The organism is Chitinimonas lacunae (assembly GCF_042650885.1).
Classification (GTDB): Bacteria; Pseudomonadota; Gammaproteobacteria; order Burkholderiales; family Chitinimonadaceae; genus Chitinimonas_A; species Chitinimonas_A lacunae.
On sequence record NZ_JBHSBU010000001.1, the window covers coordinates 4,559,132 to 4,583,427 of the forward strand.

Consider the following 24,296-nt stretch of genomic DNA (forward strand, 5'->3'; position numbering starts at 1 on the left):
GATTTCTTCCTGGCTGCGCCATCAAATGCCGCATCGCCTGTCCTATCCCTTCGCCGACCGTCTGCCACGCGATGGCGAATTATTGGCGGTGGCGCCAGGTATCCACTGGTTGCGCCTACCGCTGCCGCTGGCACTTGACCATATCAATCTATGGCTGCTCGACGACGGCCCGGACTGGAGTCTGGTCGACACGGGCTACGGTGACGAGCCAAGCCGGGCACGCTGGCAGACGCTCTGCGAGGGCAGCCTGGCCAGGCGCCGTTTGCGCCGGCTGGTGCTGACCCATAGCCACCCCGATCATATCGGCCAGGCCGACTGGTTATGCCGGCGCTTCGAGGTGTCCTGCCACTGTAGCCTTGGCGAATACCTCTCGGCGCTGGCGGTCTGGCATGAGCTGCCGGGTTTCGATGCCGTCGCCTATGACCGGCATGTCGCCCGCCATGGACTCGATCAGACCAGCCGCAACCACTATCTCCAGCGCGGCAATCTGTACCGTCAGAATGTGCCGGCGCTGCCTGCGCACTTCAGCCGTATCGTCGATGGCGACTGCCTGTCGATCGACGGCCATAGCTGGCAGGCACTGGCCGGTTTCGGCCATTCGCCCGAGCATATGGCGTTCTATTGCGCCGAGCGGCGTGTGCTGATTGCCGGTGATATGCTGCTGCCCAAGATCAGCACCAATGTCGGCGTGTGGGCCAGCGATAGCGATGGCGACCCACTGGCCCGTTTTCTCGATTCGCTCGAGCGGATGGCCGCGCTGCCCGAGGACACGCTGGTGCTGCCCTCGCATGGCCGGCCGTTCCGTGGCATCGCCGCCCGAGTCGAGGCCTTGCAGCGTCACCACGACGAGCGGCTGGCGCTGCTGTGGGATGCCTGCTGCGAGCCGCGCCATGCTTTTGAGCTGATTCCCCTGCTGTTCGGCCGCGAGTTCGACCCCTACCAGACCTACTTTGCCCTGGCCGAATGTATCGCCCATCTCAACCATCTGTGGCACTGCGGCGCCCTGCAACGCGAAGCCGGCAGCGATGGTGTGCTGCGCTATGGCCAGAACGGGAGCGGTCGGTGAAATCGTCTGCCCGTCTTTATGGCCTGTTGGTGCTGACCATGGCGATCTGGGCCGGCACCTTCGTGGTCGGCCGGGTGCTGGCGCAGCAGTTGCCCACCTTGTCGCTGGCCTTCTGGCGGTTCGCCATTGCTGCGCTGTGCCTGTTCATCCTGCTGGCACGCACGCCCGGCGGACTGACCCTGCCGCCGCCACGCGCCTGGCCCTGGCTGCTCGGGCTCGCGCTGAGCGGGGTCTATGCCTACAACCTGCTGTTCTTTGCCGGACTGGCCGAGATCCCCGCCAGCCGCGCCGCCTTGCTGGTAGCGCTGAATCCTGCGTTAACGGCACTGGCCTCTGCGCTGCTGTTGCGTCATCCGATCGGCGCCGTGCGCTGGGCCGGGCTGGCGCTGTCGCTGATTGGGGTGCTGACCGTGGTGTCGCATGGCGACTGGGGCCAGATAGCGGCCGGTGGAGTAGGGCGCGGCGAGATATTGATATTCGGCTGCTGCCTGTCCTGGGTGAGCTATACCCTGCTCAGCCGTGGGGCGATGGCTTATTTGAGCGGGCTTGCGGCGATCGCCTGGGCGGCGCTGACGGGAGCCGTATTGCTGGGCCTGACTGCCGCCTGGCGCACTGAGCTGGTCTGGCCGGTGGGACTGGCGCAGTGGGGCGGTCTGGGCTATTTCGGTGCACTGGCGACGGCGGCGGGCTTTGTGTGGTACGGCGAGGGCATCCGGGTGCTCGGGCCGGCGCGGACCATTGTATTTTCCAATCTGGTGCCGGTGTTTGCCGTGCTGATGGGTGTGCTGTGGCTGGGGGAAAGCCTGTACTGGTCAGGCGCGCTGGGCGGTTTGCTGGTGGTGGCCGGGGTGGCGCTGACCAATCTGCCACGACGATGATGGGACGTTCGTGCTGTTTGTGCGTGCTAGACTGGTTTATCGATGTTTCTTCTCACCAGCCGAGCGCCGATGTCATCCGTTCCCGTTCCTGCCGACCGGCCCCCGATGGAGTCAGCCGAAGATCTTGACGACCCACGCGAGCTGGTTCACGCCTTATGGCAAGCCGCCTATTCGGCCGGCATTGGGGTGTTCGTCTACGAACCGAGCACCAGCCGCATCCTGTGGAACGACGCCATGTTCGAGGTCTACGGTGTCGACCGCGCCAGCTTTGATCACAATGTCAGCACCTGGTTAGGCTATGTCCATCCTGAAGACATGGCCCGGGTCGAGGCCGATGTGCGCGCCGCCCTGCGCGGCGAGCGGCCTTACGACACGGTATTCCGCATCCGCCAGCCCGACGGCGATTGGCGCTATGTCAAAGGCACGGCCTGGGTGGAGCGCGACGCCAACGGCCGGCCGATCCGCATGGCCGGCGTCAATCTCGATGTCACCGACCGCTACCGCTTCCACAGCCTGGTCGAGGCAATCCAGAGCGGCACCTCGACCGAAGTGGGCACCAGCTTCTTCCAGTCGCTGGTCGCCACGCTGACCAAGACCCTGCGCGTGCGTTACGCCTTCGTCACCGAGGTCTACCCCAGCGAAGCCCCGACCCACGCCCGGGTAGTGGCTGCCAGCCACGACGGCGAACTATGCCATGTCGACGACTATGCCCTGGCCGGCACCCCGTGCGGCGAGGTGCTGTTCGATCAAGTCTGCCTGTTTGCGCGCGACGTCCAGAAACTGTTTCCCGAAGACCAGGCCCTGGTCGAACTCAAGGCCGAAAGCTATCTCGGCGTGCGGCTGCGGCGCAGCGACGGCACGGTGATCGGCATGGTGGTGGTGATCGACGATAAGCCCATGCACGACTCCGAACTGACCAGCAAGCTGATGCTGATCTTCGCCGGCCGCGCCGGGGCGGAATTGCAGCGGCTGCAACATGAGGACGAGGTCAGCCGGCTCAACCAGGAACTCGAAGCTCGCGTCACCGTGCGCACCGGCGAAGTCAAACGGGCGATGCGCGAGCTCGAAGCCTTCACCTACTCGGTCTCGCATGACTTGAGCGCGCCGCTGCGGGCGATCCAGGGCTTTGGCACGATTCTGAGCGACGACTATGCCGCAGGCCTCGACGAGGCCGGGCGGCACTATCTGGAACGGCTGCTCGGTGCTGCCGACCGGATGGGCCGGCTGCTCGACGATCTGGTCAGCCTGTCCAAGATTTCGCTGCGTGCGCTCAATGTCGGCAAGGTCGATCTGTCCAAACTGGCGCAGGACATCCTGGCCGACTTACAGATGCAGTCGCCGCGCCCCAATATGGTGGTTTCGCTGGCGCCGCAGCTGGTGCTCCATGCCGACGCCGGCCTGATGCGCCTGCTGCTCGACTGCCTGCTGCGTAATGCCTGGCATTTCACCGCCAAGGTCGAATTGCCCCGGATCGAGCTGAGCGAGCGCTTCAACAACGGCCGGCGCGAGATTTTCGTGCGCGACAACGGGGTGGGCTTCGATGTCGAAGGAGCACGCAATCTGTTCGCCCCGTTTCAGACCTTCCACGGCGAGGGCTCGTTGACCGGCAGCGGCACCGGGCTGGCAATTGCCCAGCGGGTGGTGCACCGCCATCACGGCGGCATCGACGCCGAAAGCCAGCCTGGCGCCGGCGCCACCTTCTATTTCTGGTTGCCGGGTCCGGCGGAAATGATGAGCCTGATCGAGAGCGAGCGGGGTTAGCGTTAAAAAATAAATAAATATGAAAGTTATCTGCTAGGTATTTGGTGTTATTTGTGTGAAATGGATAAATATATGCCATTTCATGGCTGTTGCTTCTCCTGACCCGTCCATGGCGCTTCCTGACAACCAATGGTGCAGGCTTGAAAGCGCTTGAGCATCCACGGCTGTTTTCCCAGGTACCGGAGGCTCAGGACACCAGGTGAGCGTGATTGGCGCTTCGGATTCAGCGTGGCGGATTGCCCGCTCATTTGCTACATCGACACTGTGGCGTCCGCCTGCACCGGATTGGGGCGGCGCGACCCATTCTTGTGCGGCCTTGGCTGCCCTGGGTTGGTGTCCATTCCCCATCTGTCTTTCCCATCAATGGTTTAAGAGCCTGGCATGGGGGTTGCTAATGCGGTCGCCGTCGTCCTGTGCGCCGGGCCTCGTTTAGGGGAACGAGCCCGGCGCCGGCGGCTTGTAAGTTTCCTGTCGCCCGCGATCGACCCCGAGGAGCCGAACCATGACCACCACCGTGTCGCTCGACCGTCTGGTCGAGTGTGTCGTGCCTGATCGCTTCAATCATCTCTTGCCCGGACTGGTCGATCTGCTGCGCCAGACGGTTGCCCAGGGCGCCAGCGTAGGATTTCTGGCCCCGCTGGCCGAAGTCGAGGCCGCTGCCTATTGGCGCGGAGTATTGCATGGCCTGGTCGAAGGCGAACGTTGGCTATGGGTCGCCTGGGAAGGCGCGAAGTTACAGGGTGCGGTGCAGCTGGAGCCATGCCGGCGCAGCAATGGCCGCCATCGGGCCGAGGTGCAGAAGCTGATGGTGCAGCCCGATTGTCGTGGCCGCGGCATCGGCCGGATGCTGATGAGCACGCTTGAGCATCACGCCCTGGCCCAGTCGATTTCGCTGCTGGTGCTCGATACCAGTGCAGGTTCGGTGGCCGAGCCGTTTTATCGGGCCAATGGCTATACCTTCGTGGGTGGCATTCCGGACTATGCGGCTGATCCCGACGGCACGCTCAGAGCCAATGCGATCTATTACAAGCCGCTGCGGCGCGACTGAATCGGCAGTACGGAAATTCCAGTTTTCTATCGGTTTTTCGATTTCCGAAAAAACTTTGCAGGAGCTTGTTCCGTAACAAAACTCAAGGGCCGGGATTTTTGTGTTCTGGTCTTTGAGTTGGTCGCAACCTAGTGTTAAGTTCGATGTTTTCGCTCAGCCCCCCTTACCATGTCCGAACTCCTGATCCGTGTCGCCAAGCCAGCTGATGCTGCGGCTTTCCGCGCCTTCTTCTCCCGGCTGGTCGCTGACAACGATTTCATGTTGCCCACGGCCGAGGAGTATTCCCATCGCAACGACCCCGAAATCGCCACCCGGCTGACCCAATTCGCCACCCAGCCCAATCACCGTTTTCTGCTGGCCTGGCTTGGCGAGCGGCTGGTGGGCTTTCTGTCGGTGGCAGGGGGTGCCGCCCACAAGAATCGCGGCTGCGGCCATGTGGTGGTGGCCGTCGATGCAGCGCAGCGTCGCCAGGGCATCGGCCGGGCCCTGTTCGATGCGGCCGAGACCTGGGCGATCAGCGCGGGGCTGTGGCGGCTCGAACTCTCGGTGATGCGCCACAATGAAGCGGCCCGTGCGCTCTACCGGGCGGTCGGCTTTGAGGAAGAGGGGATACGTCGTGCGGCGCTCTACTGGAACGGTCAGGCCGTGGACGAAGTGATGATGGCCAAGCTGCTGCCACTGCCCAAGAGCGATTGCTGAACGGCAAAGGGCAGGGAGTTTGCTGCTTGGCCGCAGGCTGTGGCTTTTCTTCCAAACAGTGTGTCTTTCTGTTTTCCATTTGGTGGCGATCAAAGGTATCGGCACCGCCGGACTTGAGTGCCACGCGCTGATGCCGCTATAATCTTTGGCTAACCCGACCGAGCCTTGGTCGGGTAATTCACACACCCGCGCAGCAAGGGTCCGGCAGGCAAGGCCTGTTCGAGTCGATCGCGGGTGGCGGTGCTAACCCTCGCTTTGGAGCAATCAAATGTCTGTCAGCATGCGCGAAATGCTGGAAGCCGGCGTTCACTTCGGCCACCAAACCCGTTACTGGAACCCGAAGATGGCCCCGTTCATCTTCGGTCATCGCAACAAGATTCATATCGTCAACCTGGAAAAGACCCTGCCGATGTTCGAGGCCGCTCTGGCCTATGTGCGTCGCCTGACCGCCAACAAAGGCACGGTTCTGTTCGTGGGCACCAAGCGCCAGGCTCGTGACATCGTGCGCGAAGAAGCCATCCGCGCCGGTATGCCGTTCGTCGATCACCGTTGGCTCGGTGGCATGCTGACCAACTACAAAACGGTCAAGCAATCGATCAAGCGCCTCAACGAACTGCAAGTTACCCTGGCTGACCCCAACAACGGCTACTCCAAGAAAGAGCTGCTGATGTTGAACCGCGAAGTCGAGAAGCTCGAACGCAGCCTCGGCGGCATCAAGGAAATGGGCGGTCTGCCCTCCGCGATGTTCGTGGTGGACGTCGGTTATCAAAAGGGTGCCATCATCGAAGCCAAGAAGCTCGGCATTCCGGTGATCGGCGTGGTGGATACCAACAACTCGCCCGAAGGCATCGACTATGTGATCCCTGGCAACGACGACTCGGCCCGCGCCATCCGTCTGTACGCCCGTGGCATCGCTGATGCCGTCCTCGAAGGCCGTGCCCAGGCCCTCCAGGAGATCGTTGCCGCGGCCAGCGCCGAGCAGCAAGCCGCCTAAGGAAAAGCGCTGTCATCGCGCTGTTACCTGGACGAGCGAAAAAGGGGCGGACAGCCCCTTTTTCATGCCCTAGCCCAAACATTCAAGGAGTATCGACATGGCGGAAATCACCGCGAAGATGGTAGCCGAGCTGCGTGAAGCCACCGGCCTCGGCATGATGGATTGCAAAAAGGCGCTGGTCGAAGCGAACGGCGATCTGAAGGCTGCTGAAGAGCTGCTGCGCATCAAGGCCGGCAAGAAGCTGGAAAAGATGGCCGGCCGTACCGCCGCTGAAGGCACCGTCGCCGTCTATATCGCCGCTGACGGCAAGTCGGGCGCCCTGGTCGAAGTCAACTGCGAGACCGACTTCGTCGGCAAGGACGCAGGTTTCGTCGCCTTCGCCAAACTGGTCGCTGAAAAGGCCGCCAGCCAGAAACCCGCCGACGTCGAAGCGCTGAACGCCCTGGTCGAAGAAGAGCGTAAGGCCATCATCGCCAAGCTCGGCGAGAACATCAGCGCCCGTCGCTTCCAGCTGTTCCAGACCGCCGGCCAACTGGCTCACTACCTGCACGGTTCCAAGATCGGTGTGGTGGTGGACCTCGAAGGCGGCGACGAGCAACTGGGCAAGGACATCGCTATGCATATCGCTGCTTCCAAGCCGGTGTGCGTGTCGAAGGACGATGTCCCGGCCGAGCTGATCGAAAACGAACGCAAGATCTTCAGCGCGCAAGCCGCTGAATCGGGCAAGCCCGCCGATATCGTCGCCAAGATGGTCGAAGGCCGGATCAGCAAGTACCTGGCCGAAGTCACCCTGCTGGGCCAGCCGTTCGTGAAGAACCCGGACCAGACCATCGAAAAGCTGCTGGCCGAGAAGAAGGCCAAGGTCAATGCGTTCACCATGTTCGTGGTGGGCGAAGGCATCGAGAAGAAAGTGGTGGATTACGCCGCTGAAGTCGCCGCTGCCGCCAAGATCTAAGCAGCACGACGCATGTACTACCGCAACCGCTCGGCCGCAAAGCCGGGCGGTTGTTTTACGCCCGGCGCGCGCATCGGCCTCTTGCGCGCACAAGCGCTTCGGCGCCCGGCGTATCGTCGCCCCTCAGCCGGGCGGCTCTATTCCAACGAGGCTTTTTCCGTATCAAAGTAAAGGTGATCCATGACCCCCATCTATACCCGCATCCTCCTCAAACTTTCGGGCGAAGCGCTGATGGGAGAGGATAGTTATGGCATCAACCGCGCCACCGTCGAGCGCATCGTCGGCGAGATCAAGGAAGTCGCCGGCCTGGGCGTACAGATCGCCGTGGTGATCGGCGGCGGTAATATCTTCCGTGGCGTCGCGCCGGCCGCTGCCGGCATGGACCGTGCCACTGCCGACTATATGGGCATGCTCGCTACCGTGATGAATGCGATGGCAGTCCAGGATGCGATGCGCCAGGCAGGCCTGGTGAGCCGGGTGCAGTCGGCCCTGACCATCCAGCAGGTGGCCGAGCCGTATATCCGTCCCAAGGCGATCCAGTACCTTGAAGAAGGCAAGATCGTGATCTTCGGCGCCGGCACCGGCAACCCCTTCTTCACCACCGATACCGCAGCAGCGCTGCGCGGGATGGAGATGAATGCCGACATCGTGCTCAAGGCCACCAAGGTGGACGGCGTCTATACCGACGATCCGAAGAAGAACCCCGATGCAGTGCGCTACCCGTCGCTGACGTTCGACGAGGCCATCCAGAAGAACCTGAAGGTGATGGATGCAACCGCCCTGGCGCTGTGCCGCGACCAGAAGATGGACATCCGCGTGTTCAGCATCTTCAAGGCTGGTGCGTTGAAGCGCGTGGTACTCGGCGAAGACGAAGGCACGCTGGTACACTGCTGAACCCGCTAAATTCCCTGCCCGGACGAAGTCGTCTTCGTCCGTGTTTCCATTGAACCGGTCGTCCGCCGGCAGGCCCCGCCGCCGGCGGTGCGACGACCCCAGCACAGGAGCGAGAACCCATGATCGCCGACGTGAAAAAGAACGCTGAACAGAAAATGCAGAAATCGGTGGAGAGCCTCAAGGCCACGCTGGGCAAGGTCCGCACCGGCCGTGCCCATACCGGCCTGCTTGACCATGTGATGGTGGAGTACTACGGCAACCCCACCCCGATCGCCCAGGTTGCCAATGTCACCCTGATCGATGCCCGTACCCTCGGTGTGTCGCCCTATGAAAAGAAGATGGCCGGCGCCATCGAAAAGGCGATCCGCGATTCTGACCTCGGCCTCAACCCTGCCTCGATGGGCGATATGGTGCGGGTGCCGATGCCCGCCCTGACCGAAGAGCGCCGGCGTGACCTGATCAAGGTGGTGCGCGGCGAAGCCGAGGATTCGCGCGTGGCAGTCCGCAATATCCGCCGCGATGCCAATACCGAACTGAAAAACCTGCTCAAGGACAAGTCGATCTCCGAAGACGACGAGCGTCGTGGTCAGGACGAGGTGCAGAAGCTGACCGACAAGTACATCGCCGAAGTCGACAAGCTGCTCGCCGCCAAGGAAACCGAGCTTCTGACCGTCTGATCGGACCCCGAGCCGTGGCCCTGTTCAAGAGTTCCACCCGCGACATCCCCGAGGCGGTGGCGGTGCCCCGCCATATCGCCATCATCATGGACGGCAACGGCCGCTGGGCCAAGAAGCGCTTCCTGCCCCGCATGGCGGGGCATAAGCAGGGCGTGGAGACGGTGCGCGAGGTGGTCAAGGCGTGCACCGGCTTCGGGGTCGAATACCTGACCCTGTTTGCCTTCTCCAGCGAAAACTGGCGCCGGCCCGAGGAGGAGGTGTCGTTTCTGATGAACCTGTTTCTCGCCGCACTCGAGCGCGAAGTGGACAAGCTGCACCAGAACGGCATCCGCCTGCGCTTGATCGGCCGGCGCGACCGTTTCTCTCCCGCCATCGTGCGGATGATCGAAAGCGCCGAAGCGCGCACCGCCGCCAATACCAAGCTGACCCTGACCATCGCCGCCGACTACGGCGGCCGCTGGGATATGCTCAACGCCACCCAGTCGCTGCTGCGCGAGCGGCCTGAGCTGGCGCAGCAGGGTTTCGGCGAGGAGGAACTGGCGCCTCATCTGGCCATGGCTTACGCGCCTGAGCCCGATCTGTTTATCCGCACCGGCGGTGAGCAGCGCATCTCGAATTTCCTGTTATGGCAGCTGGCTTATAGCGAGCTGTATTTCACCGAGCTGCTGTGGCCCGATTTCGGCCGCGATGCGCTGCTCGAAGCGATCCATTCCTATCAAAACCGTGAGCGGCGCTTTGGCCGTACCAGTGAACAACTGCGCGGGGAGTCTCCCTCATGCTGAAGACGCGGATATTGACCGCGCTGGCCCTGCTTCCGCTGGTCTTGCTGTGCCTGTTTGTGGCACCGATATGGGGTTGGGGCGCATTTGTTTTACTTGCTTTGTCATTTGGCGCCTGGGAATGGGCGCGTTTGGCACAATTCAATAAAAACGAAACCACAGTTTTTGTGGCCACCTTTGTGGGCCTGGGCGCCGCCGGTCTATGGCTGCCACAGGCGCAGATGTGGCAACTGCCCCTGGCTGGCTTGTCCCTGCTGTTCTGGCTGGCGCTGGTGCCGGCCTGGCTGTGGGGTAAATGGACCCTGCGGCGCAAATGGACCGCCGCCCTGGTCGGCTGGCTGCTGCTGCTGGCGGCACTGCTGGGCTCGGTCTGGCTGCGTCAGCTCAAGAGCGGTGCCTTGGGCCTGCTGCTGGTCCTGGGCATCGCCTGGGTCGCCGATATCGCGGCCTATTTCGCCGGTCGCCGTTTCGGTCGCCGCAAGCTCGCGCCGACTATCAGCCCGGGTAAAAGCTGGGAAGGGGTCTATGGGGCCTTGCTGGCCGTATCGGTCTATGCCCTGGCCCTGCACTATGCCAAGGCGCCGCTGTTCTCGGCGCTGACCCCGTGGTTATTGCTGCCGCTGGTCTGGGTGCTGACCGCCGTCAGCGTCATGGGCGATCTGTTCGAGTCGCTGCTCAAGCGCCAGGCCGGCCTCAAGGACAGCAGCAATCTCTTGCCTGGCCACGGCGGCGTGCTCGACCGTCTCGACAGCCTGATTGCCCTGGTGCCCGTCACCACCGCTTTCCTGCTGTTCGCTTTCTTTATCGTCTGACCGGCCGCCCTGGAGCCCGTATGACTGCTTCCCCCCGCCGCCTTACTGTCCTTGGCTCGACCGGCAGCGTCGGTATCAGCACGCTCGATGTGGTGGCGCGCCATCCCGAGCGCTACCGGATCACGGCCCTGACCGGCAATGGTCAGATCGACCGTTTGGTTGAGCAATGCCAGCGTTTCCTGCCCGCTTACGCCGTATTGGCCGACCCTGAGCGCCTGCCGCTGCTGCGCGACCGGCTGGCCAGTGCCGGACTGGAGCGTATCAAGGCGCTGGCCGGTCCTGAGGCGCTGGAAATGGTGGCCAGCCTGCCGGAGGTCGATGCCGTGATGGCGTCCATCGTCGGTGCGGCAGGAATGCGGCCCACGCTTGCCGCGGCCCGTGCCGGCAAACAGGTGCTGCTGGCCAACAAAGAAACCCTGGTAATGGCCGGCCAGCTATTTATGGATGCCGCCCGCGAAGGCGGCGCCACCTTGCTGCCGATCGACAGCGAGCACAACGCCATCTACCAATGCCTGCCGCAGCCGTTTACGGGTGAAGCCCGCCGTGGAGTGCGCCGTATCCTGTTGACCGCCTCGGGCGGCCCGTTCCGGACCTGGGAAACCGCGCAACTCCATTCGGTGACGCCCGAGCAGGCGGTGCGCCATCCCAACTGGAGCATGGGGCGCAAGATCTCGGTCGATTCGGCCACCCTGATGAACAAGGGGCTCGAAGTGATCGAGGCGCGCTGGCTGTTCGATCTCGAGCGTGAACGGATCTCGGTGGTGGTGCACCCGCAGAGCGTGATCCACTCGATGGTCGAGTATGTCGACGGCTCGGTACTGGCGCAGTTGGGCAACCCCGATATGCGCACGCCGATTGCCTATGGTCTGGCCTGGCCCGAACGCATCGATGCTGGCGTCGCGCCGCTCGATCTGTTTGCCGTGGCCCGGCTCGATTTCGAAGCCCCCGATCTGGTGCGCTTTCCCTGTCTTGGACTGGCCTTCGCCGCGCTCGAGCGCGGCGGGGTGGCGCCGGCGGTGCTCAATGCGGCCAATGAAGTGGCGGTTGAGGCATTCCTGACCGGCCGGCTGGGCTTTACCGCGATTGCCGAGCTCAACGAGGCGGTGCTGGCACGCGACTGGTCGGGCTACGACGCCCTGCAACTCGACGGCCTGGCCGCCGCTGATGCCGAGGCGCGCCGCTTGGCCCGCGCCCGGCTGGACTGATCCATGTTGTTCACCATCGCCGCTTATCTGCTGGCCATCAGCGTGCTCGTGACCATCCACGAGTACGGCCACTACTGGGTGGCCAAACACCGCAATGTCAAAGTGCTGGTGTTCAGCCTGGGGTTCGGCCGGCCCTTGCTGCGCTGGCAGCGCGGCGAAACCGAGTGGCGTCTGTCGGCGATTCCTCTGGGCGGCTATGTACGGGTGCTGGGGCGCGACGAGCAGCCCGAATCGGCGGCCGATCTCAGTCGTAGCCTCGAGCGTCAGCCTGTGCTGTGGCGCATGGCTTTCTATGCCGCGGGGCCGGCTGCCAATTTCCTGTTTGCCATCCTGGTCTATTGGGCGCTGTTCCTGCCCGGCGGCCGGATCGCCCTGCCGCAGATCGGCACGGTGATGCCGGCCAGTCTGGCGGCCCAGGCTGGCTTGGTGGCCGGCGACACCATCCTGCGGATCGACGGGGAAGACATCCGTGGCTGGAAGGACATCCACCTGGGCCTGCTCGAATGTGCCTCGCAGCGCCTGGTCTGCCGGATCGAAGTCAGCCAGGCGCGTGGTGGCACGGCCCTGCGCCAGCTCGATCTGAGCAAGTTGACCGCCGAACAGGTCGATGCCCAGTTAAGCGCCCGGATCGGTCTGAGCCAGGTGATCTATCGACCCGAGGTCGGTGGTCTGGTGGCTGATGAGGTGGCGATACGAGCCGGCCTGCGGGTGGGCGATGTATTCCAGTCGATCGCCGGCCGTCCGACCCCCGATTGGGGCTCGGTCGCCGCCGCCTTGCAGGCACGACCGGGACTACAGACGGAAATCGTGGTACGACGCGGCAAGGAGTTGGCCAATATCGTGCTCGTGCCGCGCAAGACTGCCCGACGCGAGGATGGGCGCGAAGTCGGCTATATCGGCTTCGAGCCGGTGATCGACCGCGAAGCGATGCGTGCCCGTACCCAGGCGGTGGATTTCGGCGTGCTCGGTTCACTGCGCGAGTCGTTGCGCCAGACCTGGGATACCAGCGCACTATCGCTCAAATTGATGGGGCGGATGCTGACCGGCCAGATTTCGGTCAAGCAGCTGTCCGGCCCGGTGTCGATGGCCGAAGCGGCCGGCAAGACGGCTGAACGCGGCTGGGTCGAATATATCAACTACCTGTGCCTGATCAGTATCAGCCTGGGCATTATGAACCTGCTGCCCATTCCGGTGCTGGATGGCGGGCATTTGTTGTATGATTCGGCCGAACTTTTGTCGGGTAGGCCGCTGCCGGACCGGGTCAAGGAACTCGGTTCCTATTTGGGCGTCGGAGTCCTCGCGGCGCTAATGCTGTTTGCCGTGGTGAACGACCTGATACGCCTGACCGGCGGCTGAGTGCTCGCGTCTTGCCCAGGCCGTACCGGCGTCCGGGTCGTTTCAAAGAAAACAACTTTCCAGGCGGCGGCACGGGCTGCGTCCCTACCGCCCGATTCGTTTATGAGACCGAACCACATCACGCTCGCGCTGCTGGCCGCTTTCGGCCTGATTGTTCCGGCCCACGCCTTTGAACCTTTTGTCATCAAGGAAATCCGCGTCGAGGGGATTCAGCGTACCGAAGCCGGTACGGTCTACAACTATCTGCCGGTCAAAGTGGGCGAGCGGGTCGATGACGCCAAGGTCCGCGATGCCATCAAGGCCCTGTTTGCCACGGGCTTTTACAACGATGTGCGGATCGAAGCCGACAAGGGTGTGCTGATCGTCTCGCTCGACGAGCGGCCGGTGATCGCCGAGATTCGTATCGAGGGTGCCAAGGAATTCGAAACCGACCAGTTGATGAAGGCGCTGCGCGAAAACGGTCTGGCCGAATCGCGCACCTTCGACCGCTCGATCCTTGAAGCCGCCGAGCAGGAACTGAAAAAGCAGTACTACAGCCGTGGCAAGTATTCGGTCCAGTTCAAGACCACCGTTACCCGGCTCGAACGCAACCGGGTAGCCATCAGCTTCGATATCTCCGAGGGTCTGGTGGCGCAGATTCGCCAGATCAATCTGGTCGGCAACCAGAGCTTTGGCGACAAGGAACTGCTGGACTACTTCCAGCTCACCACGCCCGGCTGGCTGACCTGGTTCACCAAGAACGACCAGTACTCCAAACCCAAGCTACAGGCCGATATCGAAGCGCTGCGCTCGTTCTACCTCGATCGCGGCTATCTCGAATTCAATATCGATTCGCAGCAGGTGGCGCTGTCGGAAGACAAGAAGGATATCTTCCTCACCGTCAATCTGAGCGAAGGCCAGAAATACACCATCACCGATATCAAGTTCGCCGGCGAACTGATCGTGGCCGAGGCCGAGCTGCGCAAGCTGGTCGATATCAAACCTGGCGACGTCTTTGCCCGCAGCAAGATCAATCAGGCCACCAAGGCGATCAATGATCGGCTGTCCGACGAGGGCTATGCGTTTGCCAACGTCAACGCCGTGCCCGAGATCAACAAGGAAAAGAACACCGCGGCCTTTACCTTCTATGTTGACCCGGGCCGCAAGACCTATGTGCGCCGGATCAATATCAACGGCAATCTGCGCACCCGCGACGAGGTGATCCGCCGTGAGATGCGTCAGCTCGAAGGTGCACCGTATTCGGGCTGGAAGCTGCGTCGCTCGAAGGAGCGGCTCGATCTGCTGGGCTTCTTCTCCGAAGTCACCATCGATACCCCGTTGGTGGCCGACAGCACCGACCAGGTCGATGTCAATGTCACCGTGACCGAAAAACAGACCGGCAATATCAATATCGGCGCCGGTTATTCTCGTGACGACGGCTTTACCATCATCGGCGGCTTCGAGCAGTCGAATATCTTCGGTACCGGCAAATACCTCAAGGTTGACCTCAATACCGGCAAGAGCCGGCAGGTCTACTCCCTGAGCTTCTCCAACCCCTATGCCACGCCCGACGGGGTGGCACGCGGTTTCAGCATCTACAAGACCCGCTACGAGCCCAATGCCACCAACGATGTGGTATCCGAATACGTGGCCAGCGTGATCGGCGGCGAGCTGAACTGGAGTGTGCCAATCAGCGAATACGATGGCATTTCGTTCTCGCTGGCAGCCGACCGCAGCAGCTACAGCATCAGCGAACGCACCAGCGCCACCCTGCGTAAGGAACTCGAACGGGTCGGCAATAACCCTAAAACCTTCCGTGCCAGCGTAGGTTGGGCGCGCGATACCCGCGACAGCGCCCTGTCGCCGACACGTGGCGTGATGCGCCGGCTCGGCGCCAGCGTGGCGGTGCCCGGCAGCGACTACAAGTACTACAAGCTGACTGCCCAGCAGCAATGGTTCTTCCCGCTGAGCAAGGACTTCACCTTCCTGTGGAATATCGAAGGCGGCTATGCCCGGGGCTATGGCGGCGAAGCGCTGCCGTTCACCCAGCGCTTCAATGCCGGCGGCGTCGGTTCGGTGCGTGGCTACGAAACCGCCTCGCTTGGTCCCAAGGAAAGAAACAGCTTCAATGACTACGTTGCCGTCGGCGGCAACCGGACGCTGATCAATAATTTCGAACTGCTGCTACCGGTGCCTGGGCTCAAGAACGACAACAGCACCCGGCTTAGCCTGTTCGTCGATGGCGGTACGGTCTGGGGCGAGGACGAGAAGTTCGACTTCAAGGCCATGCGCTATTCCGCCGGGATTGCCTTCCAGTGGATCGGTCCGCTGGGCCCGATGAAGTTCAGCCTGGCCCGGCCGCTCAATGCCAAGAAGGACTCGATCGCGATCGTCGATGGCAAGGAAACCACGATCAAGGGCGACGAGCTGCGGCGCTTCCAGTTCCAGCTGGGCCGAACTTTCTAATTACCGCGTCGAGGTACTACCGTGAAACGTCTGCTTGTCCTCGTCTTTTCGCTGCTGGCGCTGCTGCCGGTGAGTGCCAACGAACTCAAGGTCGGCTATGTCAATGTCGACCGCATCCTGCGTGAATCGGGCCCGGCGGTCAAAGCGCTGAAGAAGCTCGAAAAGGAATTCTCGATCCGCGACACCGAGCTCAAAAAGCTCGCTGAGCAGATGCGTGCCCGCCAGGCCGAACTCGACAAGGGTGGCCTGACCATGCCTGAAACCGAGCGGCGCAACAAGGAGCGCGAGCTGGTCAAGGTGCAGCAGGATCTGTCGCGTTTGCAGCGTGAATTCCGTGAAGACCTCAATGCCCGCCGCAATGAGGAGCTGGCCGGCATTCAGGAGCGGGTCTACAACACCATCCAGCAGATCGCCCAGACCGAGAAGTACGACGCGATCTTGCAGGAAGTGGTGTATATCAACCCCAAGCTCGACATCACCGAAAAAGTGCTCAAGGCCCTGGCCGACAAATAAAACACGGAGCCGTCTTGCCTTCCCGACCCATATTCCGCCTGTCCGAGCTGGTCGCCCGTCTGGGCGGCGAGCTGCGCGGCGCCGACGTGGCGGTCGGCCAGGTCGGTACGCTCGAGCGTGCCGGTCCTGAGCAGATTGCCTTTCTGGCCAATCCCAAATACCGGCGCCAACTGTCCGATTGCCGCGCCGGCGCCGTTATCCTGTCCGCTGCGGCGGTGGCGGACTGGTCGGGTCCGGCCATCGTCACCAGCGACCCCTATCTGTACTTTGCCCGTGTCTCGGCGCTGTTGAATCCGGTAGTGCGGCCGGCGCCCGGTATCGACCCGAGTGCGGTGGTGGCGGCTTCGGCCGAGGTGGCGGCGGATGCCTATATCGGCCCGCTGGTCAGTGTGGGGGAGGGGGCGCGGATCGGCCCCAGAGTGATGTTGCAGCCCGGTTGCCGCATCGGTGCCGAGGTGGAGATCGGCGCAGACAGCGTGATCCATCCCAATGCAGTGATCTACCCTGACTGCCGGATCGGCGCCCGGGTCATCATCCACGCCGGGGCGGTGATCGGCGCCGACGGCTTTGGTCTGGCCTGGAATGGTGCGGCCTGGGAGAAGATCCCGCAGATCGGCCGGGTGGTGATCGAAGATGATGTGGAAATCGGTGCCTCGACCACCATCGACCGCGGTGCGCTCGACGATACGGTGATCCGCCAGGGCGCCAAGCTCGATAACCAGATTCAGATCGGCCACAACGTGGTGGTCGGTCGCCATACTGCCATGGCCGGCTGCGTCGGCGTGGCCGGCTCGACCAAGATCGGCGACTACTGCACCTTTGGCGGCAGCGCCATGATCATCGGCCATATCGAGATCGTCGATCGGGTCAATGTGATGGCAGGGACGCTGGTCGGCAAATCGATCAAGCAGGCCGGTACCTATACCGGCTGGTATCCGATGCAGCCGCACCGCGACTGGCTGGCCAATGCCTCGCATCTGCGCCACCTCGATACCTTGGCCGGCCGGGTCAGGCAACTGGAACGAAAAATGGCGACGGGCGAGGCCCCCGTTGCTGATGAGGGAGACAGCACACCATGAACGAACTCAATGCCATGGATATCCAGGGCATACTCGAACACCTGCCGCACCGCTTCCCGTTTCTGCTGATCGACCGCATTACCGAACTGGTGCCGGGCGAGCGGGTGGTGGCGCTGAAGAATGTCTCGTTCAACGAGCCGTTCTTTGTCGGCCATTTCCCCAAGTATCCGGTGATGCCCGGGGTGCTGATCGTCGAAGCGATGGCCCAGGCAGCCGGGGTGCTCAGTTTCAAGACCACGGGCGACAAGCCCAAGGACGGCATTCTCTATCTGTTCGTCGGGATTGATAATGCCCGCTTCAAGGCGCAGGTCGTGCCGGGCGACCAGTTGGTCCTGAAGGTCAATATCGAGCGCAAGCTGCGCAATATCTGGAAGTACAAGGCAATCGCCGAGGTCAACGGTCAGCTGGTGGCCGAGGCTGACCTGATGTGCGCGCAGACGCCGCTCTGAGGTGCACTGTGGCAATTATCCATCCTTCCGCAGTGGTCCATCCGGGCGCCGAGCTCGATGAAAACGTCGAGATCGGACCGTTTTGCGTGATCGGCGCCCGGGTCCGTATCGGCGCGGGCAGCGTGGTCGGCCCGCATTGCATCATCGACGGCGTCACCCGGATCGGCCGCAACAACCGTTTCCACGGCTCCAGCCATATCGGCTGTGCCCCGCAGGACAAGAAATACCGCGACGAGCCGACCGAACTGGTGATCGGCGACGGTAATACCGTGTTCCAGTTCGTCACGATCTCGACCGGCACCACCCAGGACGGTGGCCTGACTTGCCTGGGCGACGACAACTGGATCATGGCCTATGTCCATATCGCCCATGACTGCATGGTGGGCGACCATACCATCCTGGCCAACAACACCACGCTGGCCGGCCATGTCCATGTCGGCGACTGGGTATTCCTGGGCGGCTTTACCACGGTGCATCAGTTCTGCCGTATCGGCCCGCATGCAATGACCGCCTTTACCGCCGCCGTGACCCAGGATGTGCCGCCCTATATCACTGCCGCCGGCAACCGGGCCGCACCTGCCGGTATCAATAGCGAGGGTCTGCGCCGGCGCGGCTTCGATGCCGGCCAGATCAGCGAGATCAAGCGCGCCTACAAGCTGCTGTACCGGCAAGGTCTGAGCTATGAGGAGGCGCGGGCGCAGATCACTGCCCGTGCGGCCGAGCGGCCCGAGTTGCAGCCTTTTGTCGACTTCTTCCCCCAGGCCAGTCGTGGCCTGATCCGCTAGACCGTGATGGCGCCATTGTTTCCCGAGGGCCATGGGCCCCGGATCGCCATCGTGGCCGGCGAAGCCTCGGGCGATCTGCTCGGGGCCAGCCTGATCGCCGCGATCCGGCGTCGCCTGCCTGACGCCCGCTTTGCCGGTATTGCTGGCCCCAAGATGCAGGGGCTCGGTGCCGTCAGCGCCTATCCGATGGAGCGGCTGGCCGTGCGCGGTTATGTCGAAGTGCTCAAGCACCTGCGCGGCCTGCTGGCCATGCGAGCCGAGCTGCGCCGGCGTCTGCTCGATGCCCGGCCCGACCTGTTCATCGGAATCGATGCCCCCGATTTCAATCTGGGCCTTGAGCGTCCGCTCAAGGAAGCCGGCATCCCGACCCTGCACTATGTCAGCCCGTCGATCTGGGCCTGGCGCGGCGAGCGGGTGCACAAGATCAAGGCGGCGACCGACGAGGTGTTGTGCCTGTTTCCGTTCGAGCCGCCGCTTTATGAGGCAGTGGGCGGCCGGGCCAGCTATGTCGGCCATCCGCTCGCTGACCAGATGCCCCTGCAGCCCGACCCGGCAGTGTGCCGCGAACAACTGGGTCTCGCGCCAGGGCAACTGGTGTTCGGCATGTTGCCGGGCAGCCGGATCAGCGAAATCGAATTCCACGCCGGTCTGTTTATCGAAACCGCGCGACAACTTCACGAGCGCTATCCTACGGCCCAGTTCCTGGTGCCCTTGGTGACGCGCGAAACGCGCAATCTGTTCGAAACCGAGCTATATCGACGCGATGCCCAGCATCTGCCGATCCGGCTGCTGTTTGGTCACGCCCAGGAAGCGATGACGGCGGCCGACGTCAATCTGGTGGCTTCGGGCACCGCGACCCTGGAAGCGATGTTGGCCAAGCGGCCGCTGGTGATCACCTACCGACTGTCCCAGACCACCTACCGGATGGTCAAACGCAAGATGCGTCTGCCTTATGTCGGCTTGCCCAATGTCCTGGCCGGGCGTTTTCTGGTGCCCGAGTTATTGCAGGGCGAGGCGACGCCCGACAATCTGGTCCAGGTACTCAGCAATCTGGTCGATGATCCGGCCCTGGCCAAACGGCTCGAAGCCCGCTTTGGCGAATTGCATGGCCGTCTGCGCTGCGACGCGGCCGAGCGGGCCGCCGAGGTGGCACTGGCCTGGTTGGAGCGGCGCCGATGAGTGGGCTGCTGATCTGTGGCGTGGACGAGGCTGGTCGTGGCCCGCTCGCCGGGGCGGTCTACGCGGCGGCAGTGGTGCTGGGCGACGATCACGGCATTGCAGGGCTGGCCGACTCCAAGGCGCTCAGCGCCCAGCGGCGTGAGACGCTGGCGCTGGCGATCCGGGAACGTGCCCGCGCCTGGTGCGTCGCCCTGGCCTCGGTCGAGGAAATCGAGCAGCTCAATATCCTCCATGCCACCATGCTGGCGATGCGGCGCGCCGTCGAAGGGCTGGCCGAGTCACCCGGTGAAGTTCTGATCGACGGCAACCGCGTGCCGCCGGGCCTGCGGGTGCCGGCACAGGCCATCGTCAAGGGTGACGCCAAGGTGGCCGAAATCTCGGCCGCGTCGATTCTGGCCAAAGTGGCGCGCGACCAGGAGTGTCTGACGCTCGAAGCGCGCTACCCCGGCTACGGTTTTGCCGACCATAAGGGCTATCCCACCCCTGCCCATCTGGAGGCGCTACAGCGCCTTGGTCCCTGTCCCGAACACCGACGTGGCTTTGGTCCGGTCAAAGCGGCGCTGGCGGCGACACAGGGCACACTCTGGTAATTCTCCTAGTTTGTCATTGGCATGATTTGCCATCTACACTGACCCTGGCCACGGGTTCCGTGCCTTATCGTCCACGCACAGATCCGAAGGGGACTCACATCGATGTTCGTGATCATCGGCTATATCTTCATGTGCGTTTGTATCTTCGGTGCCTATGCCGCGCACGGCGGTCATCTGGGCGTGCTGTGGCAACCTTCTGAAATCGTGATCATCTTCGGCGGCGGCCTGGGCGCACTGATCGTGGCCTACGGCGGCGCGCCGCTCAAGCAGGTGATCAAGGGGCTGCCCCTGGTGTTCAAGGGCTCGCCCTACGGCAAAGCCTTCTATATGGATCTGTTCGCCCTGATGTTCGAGATCCTGTCCAAGGTGCGCAAGGAAGGGCTGATGTCGATCGAAGGCGACGTCGAGAATCCCGAAGGCAGTCCGCTGTTCTCCAAATATCCGTCGGTGGCCCATGACCACCATGTGGTCGAGTTCATTACCGACTACCTGCGCCTGATGGTCGGCGGCAACCTCAACGCTTTTGAAATCGAAAACCTGATGGATGTCGAGATCGACACCCACCATCACGAATCCGAAGTGCCGGCCCAGGCCATCAACAAGCTCGCCGACGGCCTGCCTGCCTTCGGTATCGTGGCGGCGGTGATGGGGGTGGTGCATACCATGGGCTCACTCCATCTGCCGCCGTCTGAACTGGGCAAGCTGATCGGTGCGGCGCTGGTCGGTACGTTCATGGGGATCTTGCTGGCCTACGGTTTCGTCGGTCCGCTTGCCACGATTCTGGAAGGCCGCGCCGCCGACGGCACCCGGGTGTTCCAGACCATCAAGGTGACGCTGCTGGCCAGCCTCAACGGCTATGCGCCCCAGGTGGCGGTCGAATTCGGCCGCAAGGCGCTGCAAGGGTCGATCCGCCCGTCCTTCTCCGAGCTGGAGGAGTACGTCAAGAGCGCCAAATCCAAGTAAGGCGGCAGCATGAGCGACGATTCCCAACGCCCGATAGTCGTCAAGCGGATCAAGAAAGGCGGCCATGGCCACCACGGCGGCGCCTGGAAGATCGCCTACGCCGACTTCGTCACCGCCATGATGGCCTTCTTCCTGCTGATGTGGCTGCTGGGTTCGGTCACCAAGGGCGATCTGCGCGGAATTGCCGACTATTTCCAGAATCCGTTCAAGGTCTCGATGCAGGGCGGCTCGGGGGCTGGCGAGTCGATGAGCGTGCTGCAAGGCGGCGGGCTTGATCTGTCAAAGCAGGCCGGCGAAGTCCGCCGTGGCGTCGACGAGACCGAAAAGCGGCGTATGCGCCAGATGCAGGCCAAGATCGAAAAGATGATGGAGACCAACGGCAAGCTGGCCCAGTACAAGGACCAGATCCGGCTCGATATCACGCCCGAGGGTTTGCGGATTCAGATCGTCGATCAACAGAACCGGCCGATGTTCAAAAGTGGCAGCGCCCAGATGGAGGGTTACGCTGCTGGCATCCTGTATGAATTGGCGCAGATTCTTAACGAGGTACCCAACCGTCTGTCCTTGTCAGGCCATACCGATGCGTCGGTGTTTTCAAGCGGCGACCGTGCCTACGGCAACTGGGAACTGTCGGCCGACCGTGCCAATGCATCGCGCCGTGAGCTGGTGACAGGCGGGCTGGCCGGTCCCAAGGTACTGCGGGTGGTGGGGCTGGCCGACTCCGTCCCGTTCAATATTGAAAACCCGGCCGACCCGGTCAATCGGCGGATCAGCATCATCGTGCTGAACAAGGAAACCGAGGAGAACATCCGCAAACTCGCCGGCAAGCAGGCGGCGATCGAGGAGAACGGCGAGCAGAGTACCGCCGAGATGATCAAGTCGGCCACGACGGACGCCACCTCACCGTGAGCCCCGTTGCGCTGGCGCTGCCGGTCCAGCTCGGCGCTGCGGCGTTGGCCCTGCTGTTGGTGAAACTGTTCGGTCTGGCGCCGGCCTGGTGGCTGGCCTGGCAACCGGTGCTGGCACTGGGGCTGGCGCTCCTGGCCCGTCAGCCGCTCTGGTGGTGGCCGATCCATCTGGGCTTTGCGCCGGCGCTGGCCTGGGCCCTGGCGCGCGACTGGTCGCCCTGGTGGTATCTGACGGCCTTCGGACTGGCTTTTCTGATTTTCGGCCCGGTTGCCCGGAGCCGAGTGCCGCTCTATCTGAGTAATCGACGTGCCTTGGGCGAACTGGCCAGCCGCATACCGCCGGGTGCCCGGGTACTCGATGTGGGCGCCGGCACCGGTACGGTACTGGCGTGGCTGGCGCGGCGCGGCGTGCAGGTCGATGGCATCGAACATGCCTGGGTGCCGTGGGCCATTGGTCGTCTGCGTCTGCTTGGGCAGCGCGGGGCCCGGCTGCTTTATGGCGACTGGGGCCGTTATTCGTTTGCCGACTACGATATCGTCTATGCCTTTCTGTCGCCGGCAGCGATGGAGTCCCTGTGGCACAAGGTGCGGCGCGAGTTGCGGCCCGGTGCGCTGCTGATCAGCAACAGCTTTGCCGTGCCGGGGGTGCCGGCCGATGAGGTGATCGAACTCGACGATTGGAAAGGGGCCAGGCTCTACCTATGGCGGATGCCCTGAAAACCAAACCGGCAGGAGAAAACGAGCGCTGGTTGACCTTCTGGGCCAAGCGGCCGCTGCCTATTTTGCAATCCACCAAGGCTGGGCTGACCGAACTTGCCACCCAGGGTGAGGCGTTGCGGGCCAGCGCCATCTCCGACCTTGCCCTGCAAGACCCGCTGCTGGTCGCTCAGGCGCTGCGGGCGGTCAATCAGCGCGAGCGCACCGGTCTGGTATCCGATGTGGTGGCGATGGAGAGCGTGATTCTGCTGATGGGCGTCGATGGCTTTATCGGCCGTTTCACCAAGCTGCCGACGGTCGAGGAATCGCTGCTGCCCAAACATGCGGCTCACTATATGGCGCTGCTCAACGAAGTGGCGGTAGCTCGGCTCGGCGCCCGGCTGGCCCGGGAATTCGGCATGCTGCGCTACGATGCCCGGCTCGACGAGATCTTTATTACCGCCTTGCTGGCCCATCTGCCGCGAATGTTGCGCCGGATCGAACCAGGGCTTGGGGTGGAAGTGCCGCCGGTCGATTGGAGCCGTATCGCCCTGCCGCTGTTTGCCCGCTGGCGCCTGCCCGAGGTATTCGCCACCCTGCTCGACGACAGCGGCACCACCAATCAGCGGGCCTTGTTGCATCAGGCGGCGTTGCGGCTCGCCGAGCGGTTGCCGTTCGGTTGGTGGCAGGACGGCATCGACGAGGACATGATGCTGGCCGCCCATACCCTGAGCTGCGAACCGCGCGAGATTTCCGATCTGGTCAATCGCTGCCTGCTGTATTTCGCCCGCCATAACTGGCCCTATCCACGGATTTTCCCGGCCGCCCGCTGGCTGCCCATGTTGCCCGGACCCTGGCCCAAGCCGCAGCAGGCGGCCACGGCCCAGACCCGGCCGGGCCTGGCCGACATCCTGCGCGAGCTGCAACATGCAGGAGAGGTGGGGGCGTCGTTCAATCAGATGATGAGTCTGGCGATTCGCGCGATGACCGAGGGACTGGGCCTGCGCCGCGTGGTGTTTGGCCTGTTGCTGGCCGGGCAGAATGCCTTGCGTACCCGCTATCTGGTCGGGGTGGCGGCCGACGACCCGCTGCGCTCGTTCCAGGTCGATCTCAATCTGCCGCATCTGTTTACCCAGTTGATGCTGAAGCCCCAGTCGGTCTGGCTGGCCGAGGCCAACCGGGCAAAACTCGAATCGATGCTGCCGCGCGGCCTGCGGGCCGTGATCGGCGAAGGCGAATTCTTTGCGATGTCGCTGTTTGTCGAAGACAAGCCGGTTGGCCTGTTCTACGCCGACAACCGACGCGGCGCGGCACTCAACGACAGCCAATACGCGGCTTTCAAGCATATCTGCCAACTGACCGGGCAATGCCTGACCCGTCAAGTCAAGCGCCAGGATAATGCTTGAAGGTCGTAGGAAAATATTCTGTAAAATGCTTGCTAGATCTGTAGCCAGTTCTAAATAATTTAGAAATTTTCAGGCAAAATCTTGCGGCTCCGGCTCCGGCTCCGGCTCCGGCTCCGGCTCCGGCTCCGGCTCCGGCTCCGGCTCCGGCTCCGGCTCCGG

General features: G+C 63.0%; 24 protein-coding genes. All 24 read left to right on the plus strand.

Annotated elements, in window-relative coordinates; translation table 11 throughout:
* Positions 1–25: 25 nt before the first annotated feature.
* The 24 genes from ACFOW7_RS19540 to ACFOW7_RS19655 all read left to right on the plus strand — a co-directional run bounded on the left by ACFOW7_RS19540 (position 26) and on the right by ACFOW7_RS19655 (position 24,137).
* Complete coding sequence (locus ACFOW7_RS19540; RefSeq protein ID WP_378167586.1) at positions 26–1,066, plus strand: MBL fold metallo-hydrolase; 1,041 nt, start codon at positions 26–28, stop codon at positions 1,064–1,066.
* Positions 1,063–1,944: a DMT family transporter gene (locus tag ACFOW7_RS19545; RefSeq protein WP_378167588.1), complete on the plus strand. Its 882-nt coding sequence runs from the start codon at positions 1,063–1,065 to the stop codon at positions 1,942–1,944. Before ACFOW7_RS19540 ends, ACFOW7_RS19545 begins: the two co-directional genes overlap by 4 nt.
* A 69-nt stretch (positions 1,945–2,013) precedes the next feature.
* Complete coding sequence (locus tag ACFOW7_RS19550; RefSeq protein WP_378167590.1) at positions 2,014–3,705, plus strand: sensor histidine kinase; 1,692 nt, start codon at positions 2,014–2,016, stop codon at positions 3,703–3,705.
* 502 nt (positions 3,706–4,207) lie between these two features.
* Positions 4,208–4,753, plus strand: a complete 546-nt coding sequence (locus tag ACFOW7_RS19555) for a GNAT family N-acetyltransferase (protein WP_378167592.1) — start codon at positions 4,208–4,210, stop codon at positions 4,751–4,753.
* A gap of 168 nt (positions 4,754–4,921) precedes the next feature.
* On the plus strand, positions 4,922–5,452 hold the full coding sequence (locus tag ACFOW7_RS19560) for a GNAT family N-acetyltransferase (RefSeq protein ID WP_378167594.1): 531 nt from the start codon (positions 4,922–4,924) through the stop codon (positions 5,450–5,452).
* Between the two features lie 268 nt (positions 5,453–5,720).
* Positions 5,721–6,446 (plus strand): 30S ribosomal protein S2, encoded by a 726-nt coding sequence (rpsB, locus tag ACFOW7_RS19565; protein WP_378167596.1) that lies wholly within the window; start codon positions 5,721–5,723, stop codon positions 6,444–6,446.
* Between the two features lie 97 nt (positions 6,447–6,543).
* On the plus strand, positions 6,544–7,401 hold the full coding sequence (gene tsf, locus ACFOW7_RS19570; RefSeq protein WP_378167598.1) for a translation elongation factor Ts: 858 nt from the start codon (positions 6,544–6,546) through the stop codon (positions 7,399–7,401).
* Positions 7,402–7,581: 180 nt separating this feature from the next.
* Positions 7,582–8,295: a UMP kinase gene (pyrH, locus tag ACFOW7_RS19575; RefSeq protein WP_378167601.1), complete on the plus strand. Its 714-nt coding sequence runs from the start codon at positions 7,582–7,584 to the stop codon at positions 8,293–8,295.
* Between the two features lie 119 nt (positions 8,296–8,414).
* Positions 8,415–8,972, plus strand: coding sequence for a ribosome recycling factor (frr, locus tag ACFOW7_RS19580; protein WP_378167603.1), 558 nt, complete (start codon positions 8,415–8,417; stop codon positions 8,970–8,972).
* A gap of 20 nt (positions 8,973–8,992) precedes the next feature.
* Positions 8,993–9,754: a polyprenyl diphosphate synthase gene (uppS, locus tag ACFOW7_RS19585; protein ID WP_378168070.1), complete on the plus strand. Its 762-nt coding sequence runs from the start codon at positions 8,993–8,995 to the stop codon at positions 9,752–9,754.
* Entirely contained in the window at positions 9,748–10,563 is an 816-nt protein-coding gene (locus ACFOW7_RS19590; RefSeq protein ID WP_378167605.1) for a phosphatidate cytidylyltransferase, read from the plus strand. The genes uppS and ACFOW7_RS19590 overlap by 7 nt, the downstream gene beginning before the upstream one ends.
* Before the next feature lie 20 nt (positions 10,564–10,583).
* Positions 10,584–11,768: a 1-deoxy-D-xylulose-5-phosphate reductoisomerase gene (gene ispC, locus ACFOW7_RS19595; RefSeq protein WP_378167607.1), complete on the plus strand. Its 1,185-nt coding sequence runs from the start codon at positions 10,584–10,586 to the stop codon at positions 11,766–11,768.
* Positions 11,769–11,771: 3 nt separating this feature from the next.
* A complete protein-coding gene (gene rseP / locus ACFOW7_RS19600; protein ID WP_378167610.1) occupies positions 11,772–13,124 on the plus strand; it encodes an RIP metalloprotease RseP in 1,353 nt (450 codons plus the stop codon).
* A 102-nt stretch (positions 13,125–13,226) separates the two neighbouring features.
* Positions 13,227–15,569: an outer membrane protein assembly factor BamA gene (gene bamA, locus ACFOW7_RS19605; protein ID WP_378167612.1), complete on the plus strand. Its 2,343-nt coding sequence runs from the start codon at positions 13,227–13,229 to the stop codon at positions 15,567–15,569.
* A gap of 21 nt (positions 15,570–15,590) precedes the next feature.
* Positions 15,591–16,082, plus strand: coding sequence for an OmpH family outer membrane protein (locus ACFOW7_RS19610; RefSeq protein WP_378167614.1), 492 nt, complete (start codon positions 15,591–15,593; stop codon positions 16,080–16,082).
* Between the two features lie 14 nt (positions 16,083–16,096).
* Positions 16,097–17,161, plus strand: coding sequence for a UDP-3-O-(3-hydroxymyristoyl)glucosamine N-acyltransferase (gene lpxD / locus ACFOW7_RS19615; RefSeq protein ID WP_378167617.1), 1,065 nt, complete (start codon positions 16,097–16,099; stop codon positions 17,159–17,161).
* Positions 17,158–17,610, plus strand: coding sequence for a 3-hydroxyacyl-ACP dehydratase FabZ (fabZ, locus tag ACFOW7_RS19620; protein ID WP_449252240.1), 453 nt, complete (start codon positions 17,158–17,160; stop codon positions 17,608–17,610). The genes lpxD and fabZ overlap by 4 nt, the downstream gene beginning before the upstream one ends.
* 8 nt (positions 17,611–17,618) lie before the next feature.
* Complete coding sequence (lpxA, locus tag ACFOW7_RS19625) at positions 17,619–18,395, plus strand: acyl-ACP--UDP-N-acetylglucosamine O-acyltransferase (protein ID WP_378167619.1); 777 nt, start codon at positions 17,619–17,621, stop codon at positions 18,393–18,395.
* Between the two features lie 6 nt (positions 18,396–18,401).
* On the plus strand, positions 18,402–19,574 hold the full coding sequence (gene lpxB, locus ACFOW7_RS19630; protein ID WP_378167621.1) for a lipid-A-disaccharide synthase: 1,173 nt from the start codon (positions 18,402–18,404) through the stop codon (positions 19,572–19,574).
* A complete protein-coding gene (rnhB, locus tag ACFOW7_RS19635; RefSeq protein WP_378167623.1) occupies positions 19,571–20,164 on the plus strand; it encodes a ribonuclease HII in 594 nt (197 codons plus the stop codon). Before lpxB ends, rnhB begins: the two co-directional genes overlap by 4 nt.
* Positions 20,165–20,266: 102 nt before the next feature.
* Entirely contained in the window at positions 20,267–21,127 is an 861-nt protein-coding gene (gene motA / locus ACFOW7_RS19640) for a flagellar motor stator protein MotA (protein WP_378167625.1), read from the plus strand.
* A 9-nt stretch (positions 21,128–21,136) separates the two neighbouring features.
* Entirely contained in the window at positions 21,137–22,036 is a 900-nt protein-coding gene (gene motB, locus ACFOW7_RS19645; RefSeq protein WP_378167627.1) for a flagellar motor protein MotB, read from the plus strand.
* Positions 22,033–22,752 carry a class I SAM-dependent methyltransferase gene (locus ACFOW7_RS19650; RefSeq protein WP_378167629.1) on the plus strand — a complete coding sequence of 240 codons (720 nt, stop codon included), beginning with the start codon at positions 22,033–22,035 and terminating at the stop codon, positions 22,750–22,752. The genes motB and ACFOW7_RS19650 overlap by 4 nt, the downstream gene beginning before the upstream one ends.
* Positions 22,737–24,137 (plus strand): hypothetical protein, encoded by a 1,401-nt coding sequence (locus ACFOW7_RS19655; RefSeq protein WP_378167631.1) that lies wholly within the window; start codon positions 22,737–22,739, stop codon positions 24,135–24,137. The genes ACFOW7_RS19650 and ACFOW7_RS19655 overlap by 16 nt, the downstream gene beginning before the upstream one ends.
* Positions 24,138–24,296: the final 159 nt, after the last annotated feature.

Bases quoted from the DNA above. Each gene is read 5' to 3' on its own strand.
- ACFOW7_RS19540 (WP_378167586.1), top strand. From the start codon at position 26: ATGCCGCATCGCCTGTCCTATCCCTTCGCCGACCGTCTGCCACGCGAT.
- bamA (WP_378167612.1), top strand. From the start codon at position 13,227: ATGAGACCGAACCACATCACGCTCGCGCTGCTGGCCGCTTTCGGCCTG.
- ACFOW7_RS19590 (WP_378167605.1), top strand. From the start codon at position 9,748: ATGCTGAAGACGCGGATATTGACCGCGCTGGCCCTGCTTCCGCTGGTC.
- lpxB (WP_378167621.1), top strand. From the start codon at position 18,402: ATGGCGCCATTGTTTCCCGAGGGCCATGGGCCCCGGATCGCCATCGTG.
- rnhB (WP_378167623.1), top strand. From the start codon at position 19,571: ATGAGTGGGCTGCTGATCTGTGGCGTGGACGAGGCTGGTCGTGGCCCG.
- motB (WP_378167627.1), top strand. From the start codon at position 21,137: ATGAGCGACGATTCCCAACGCCCGATAGTCGTCAAGCGGATCAAGAAA.
- ACFOW7_RS19655 (WP_378167631.1), top strand. From the start codon at position 22,737: ATGGCGGATGCCCTGAAAACCAAACCGGCAGGAGAAAACGAGCGCTGG.
- motA (WP_378167625.1), top strand. From the start codon at position 20,267: ATGTTCGTGATCATCGGCTATATCTTCATGTGCGTTTGTATCTTCGGT.
- fabZ (WP_449252240.1), top strand. From the start codon at position 17,158: ATGAACGAACTCAATGCCATGGATATCCAGGGCATACTCGAACACCTG.
- rseP (WP_378167610.1), top strand. From the start codon at position 11,772: ATGTTGTTCACCATCGCCGCTTATCTGCTGGCCATCAGCGTGCTCGTG.
- ACFOW7_RS19550 (WP_378167590.1), top strand. From the start codon at position 2,014: ATGTCATCCGTTCCCGTTCCTGCCGACCGGCCCCCGATGGAGTCAGCC.
- ACFOW7_RS19560 (WP_378167594.1), top strand. From the start codon at position 4,922: ATGTCCGAACTCCTGATCCGTGTCGCCAAGCCAGCTGATGCTGCGGCT.
- pyrH (WP_378167601.1), top strand. From the start codon at position 7,582: ATGACCCCCATCTATACCCGCATCCTCCTCAAACTTTCGGGCGAAGCG.
- ACFOW7_RS19555 (WP_378167592.1), top strand. From the start codon at position 4,208: ATGACCACCACCGTGTCGCTCGACCGTCTGGTCGAGTGTGTCGTGCCT.
- ispC (WP_378167607.1), top strand. From the start codon at position 10,584: ATGACTGCTTCCCCCCGCCGCCTTACTGTCCTTGGCTCGACCGGCAGC.
- tsf (WP_378167598.1), top strand. From the start codon at position 6,544: ATGGCGGAAATCACCGCGAAGATGGTAGCCGAGCTGCGTGAAGCCACC.
- rpsB (WP_378167596.1), top strand. From the start codon at position 5,721: ATGTCTGTCAGCATGCGCGAAATGCTGGAAGCCGGCGTTCACTTCGGC.
- frr (WP_378167603.1), top strand. From the start codon at position 8,415: ATGATCGCCGACGTGAAAAAGAACGCTGAACAGAAAATGCAGAAATCG.